3 protein-coding genes and 1 pseudogene are annotated in these 3,722 nt (G+C 68.1%); all 4 read left to right on the forward strand.

Translation table 11 applies throughout. The annotated features are described in order from the left end of the window. Nucleotides 1-500 (forward strand): hypothetical protein (locus AC08OQ_RS18355; RefSeq protein ID WP_476612247.1); only part of this gene is annotated, 500 nt, incomplete at its 5' end. 260 nt (nt 501-760) lie between these two features. Further along, nucleotides 761-2,143, forward strand: a complete 1,383-nt coding sequence (selA, locus tag AC08OQ_RS18360; RefSeq protein WP_476602255.1) for an L-seryl-tRNA(Sec) selenium transferase — start codon at nt 761-763, stop codon at nt 2,141-2,143. After that, on the forward strand, nt 2,140-2,616 hold the full coding sequence (locus tag AC08OQ_RS18365; RefSeq protein ID WP_476602254.1) for a hypothetical protein: 477 nt from the start codon (nt 2,140-2,142) through the stop codon (nt 2,614-2,616). Before selA ends, AC08OQ_RS18365 begins: the two co-directional genes overlap by 4 nt. Nucleotides 2,617-3,165: 549 nt before the next feature. Beyond that, nucleotides 3,166-3,585 (forward strand): annotated as a pseudogene (locus AC08OQ_RS18370) (NAD(P)/FAD-dependent oxidoreductase); the annotation flags it as partial. Between the last annotated feature and the right edge of the window lie 137 nt (nt 3,586-3,722).

Here is a 3,722-nt window from a genome sequence, read left to right on the forward strand (position 1 = left end):
TGGACATCGACCCGCCCCGGACCCCACCCCGGACCCCGGATGACGCTCACCCGGACGTCATCACCTTCATCGGCCGGATCGACGGCACGGTCATCACCGTGGGAACGCAGCCCAGCGTCCCGCGGAGAACCCCAGTCGTCGTTCTCCGCACCCAGTCGGCCCTGCTCAACGTTCTCTGCGTCGCGCATCTCGTGCCGGACGAGGCGCATCGGCTCGCCGCCCTGTTGTCCAGCGCCGCGCTCGCCACCGTGGGGAGCTCCGCGTCCCAGCCCCCCGGTGCTGCACCGCCGCCTGCCGACCTCGCCTCCGGGGTCCGCTCGCGGCACATCATCTCCGCTGGGGAAGGATCGAGCGCCGCGGAGCTCCGTCACGCGCTGGCTCTGCTACCAGCGGGGGCACGACTCGTCGATTTCGTCTCCGACACCGACGTCGCCCTCATCTTCAGCGTCGACGATCCACCCTGGCCGACGATCAACCTGGGCGGGGGGCCGTCCGGGTGACCGAAGGCCCGAGGCCCGGCCATGCGCCGTTTTAATCATCGAAAGGACGGCCAGAGCCGTGAGGGCAGCGGACCGACCCGACAGGCACCCAGCCGAGGCAGGCACCGCGCAGAGGCAGACACCCGACAGGCCACGCCGCCGTCCCGGCCATGTCCGGAATCCCGCGAGGAGGAGCACTAGCTTCACCAAGAGTGATCGATCGTACAAGTCTGTTCGCTTCCCCGGCCCAGGACAGCCCGACGACACCGGTAGCGGCACCGATGACGCTCGCTCGCGTCACCACCAGGCTGCGCCCAGTGATCAACGCTACCGGCGTCCTGCTCCACGGAGGGCTCGGCCGAGCTCCCCTGTCCGCGGCCGCCCGCGCGGCCCTCGACCTGGCAGCCGGCACGACCGACCTCGAGCTTGACCTCGGGACCGGACGGCGAGGACGACGAGGACGTACCGCCCTGGCCGCGTTGGCAGCCGCGGTGCCCGCAGCGGCGGGCGTGCACATCGTCAACAACAACGCGGCAGGGCTGATCCTCGCGGTGACGGCGCTGGCCGGGCGGCGGGAGATCGTGGTGAGCCGCGGGGAGCTGGTGGAGACGGCGGACGGGTTCCGGCTGCCCGAACTGCTGGTCTGCACCGGGGCTCGGCTGCGGGAGGTCGGCACCACCAACCGCACGACGCTCGGGGACTACGCCGACGCGATCGGGCCGGAGACCGGGCTCGTGCTGCGCGTGCATCCGTCCAGCTATCAGGTGGTGGGGCTGACTGACACCCCTGCGATCAACGATCTTGCCGCGCTCTGCGCCGACTTCGAGATCCCCCTCGTCGGTGACTGCGGCTCCGGGCTGCTGCACCCCGAGCCGCTCCTCGCCGATGAACCCGATGTCACGACCTGGCTCGGCTTCGGCGTCGACGTGGTCACGACCAGCGCGGACAAACTGCTCGGCGGGCCTCAGGGCGGCCTGCTGCTGGGACGTGCCGACCTGATCGACCGGATGCGTCGGCATCCGATGGCCCGGGCAATGCGGGCCGGAAAGCTCACGCTCGCCGCGCTGGAAGCCACCCTCAGCCACCCCGACTCCCCTGTCCGGCAGGCGTTGCACGCCCGACCGGAACGGCTGATGACGCGGGCCGAGACGCTCGCCGCGTGGCTACGGCGTTCGGGCATCGCAGCCTCGGCTGTAGCGAGTCGTGCGGTCGTCGACGGCGGGGGTGGATCGTCGCCGCAGCCGAATGACGCCGCATTCCGTCGATCGGGCAGCCACCAGCGCGAGGGCGCACAAGACGAAGACGACATGGCCCCGACGGGCCCCGCGGGCGGTCTGACGATCAGAGGGTTCGGCGGCTTCGGTCCGGAGCTGCCGAGCGCCGCGGTGGCCCTGGAGGCAGTCATCGCCGCCCCCCTGCGCCAGGGCGAGCCCTCCGTGTTGGGCCGGGTCGAGCAGGGATGCTGCCTGCTTGATCTGCGGACCGTTCCGGTGGAACTCGATCCCGTCCTCGCCGCCGCCGTGCTGACTGCCGCGACCGAAGCCGGCGCGACCACGATCACCGATGCCCCGACCGAGCCGCACATCGCCGAGGATGCCGACGTCATGACGATCGAATCCATGGCCATCCCGCGCGCCACCGTGCCCGGCCGACGGACGCCGTGAGCCTCGGCCGCCCCTACGACTCCCCGGCGGTCGCCGTCGCGGTGAGACGGCTGGGCTCGGTCGCCGCCGCGGTGACCCTGCTCTGCTACGGGCTCGTCCACCTGCTCGTCTGGCCCGGCGCACCCACGGGGACCCCGGATGAACGGTACCGGTGGAACGGGGAGTCAACGCTACTCGACTCGTTACCGGGTGAGGCGGTCTGGAGCATCGGCGGCCTGCTGCTGGCAGCGACCCTGCTCGGGCACGGCGTCGGCGCGGCGGGACTCGCCGGGCTGCCCCTGGTTCACCGCCACTGGCTGGCCGCGACCGGATTCGGGGCGGCCTGTTCGCTGAGCCTGTTCGCGATCGCCTGGCCGGGGCTGGAACCCACCGCGACGGAGTTCAGCGCCGGTCCGATAATCAGCGGGCTGCTGCTGGCGAGCACGCTCGTCACCGGCTGGGCCCGGCACCACCCGCCCCACGCCGTCGCGTAGCGCGGTCCCGCTGCGAGGTCGAACAGCTTCGCCTGACGTGCGACCACCGCGCCGTGGCCCTCGTCGGCCGCGAGCACGATCCCTCACGATCAGTGGACGGCCGATCCAAACCTCGATCTAACGCTAAAACAACGGAGAAATAAGCGATTCACGGTTCGCTCGGCGGCGGCGGGGACCCGCGTCGCATCTTCGCATGTGGCGGGCCCGCCGACGGGCCTAGACATCAGAACATTATAGTACAAATATTATAAATTCCGGCATATAGCTCAAACTTCCGATTCGGGAAGCTTGATTACCCATCGGCATCGATGCACCTCTTACGGAGACCGGAAGCCGTAGAGATGGTTCAGTATGCCGTTGTGTACTGGTTGCGCTGATTGTGATCCTTCAAAGAGTACGGTGGATGCAGTCGGCCACCTCGGATAGCGGCGTCCAGGGGGACGTAATGAAGTAACAAATACGTGATCGAGAGCATCATCGCAGGTCACAGGCCTGTGGAGGGTTCGAAACGCGCAAGTTATTTCATTTCGACTCCCAGGGAGTCACGCAATGAGCGGGTACGACTATTCGGTTGCCATCCTCGGTAGCGGCATCGCCGGCTCGACGCTGGCCAATATCCTCGCCCGACACGGTCACAGCGTGGTTCTGATTGACAGTGGCACGCATCCGCGTTTCGCGCTCGGGGAGTCGACCATCGGTGAGACGACCTATCTGCTGAAGTTGCTCGCCCAGCGGTTCGACGTCCCCGAACTCGGCCATGTGAGCAGCTTCGAGGGCGTCCGCTCCCACGTCACCTCGGCCTGCGGGGTGAAGCGCAACTTCGGATTTGTCTACCACCGCGAGGGTGCGCTCCAGAACCCCGAAGAGGTCACTCAGTGCAGCGTCTCGGAGTTTCCGAACGGCCCGGAAATGCACATGCACCGCCAGGACATCGATGCTTACCTCTTCTATACGGCCGTCCGTTACGGGGTCTTCGAAGTTAACCGGGGTGGGCGTGAGACCCCAGCCAGTTTGGTAACTGTGCGTAATGTTGGCTCGGCGTGGCCTGCTGTGACCTGATGTGGCATGCCTCGTGTCGTGACATGAATCGCCCACAACCCCTGGCG

It is taken from the genome of Frankia sp. CcCS3 (assembly GCF_977927575.1).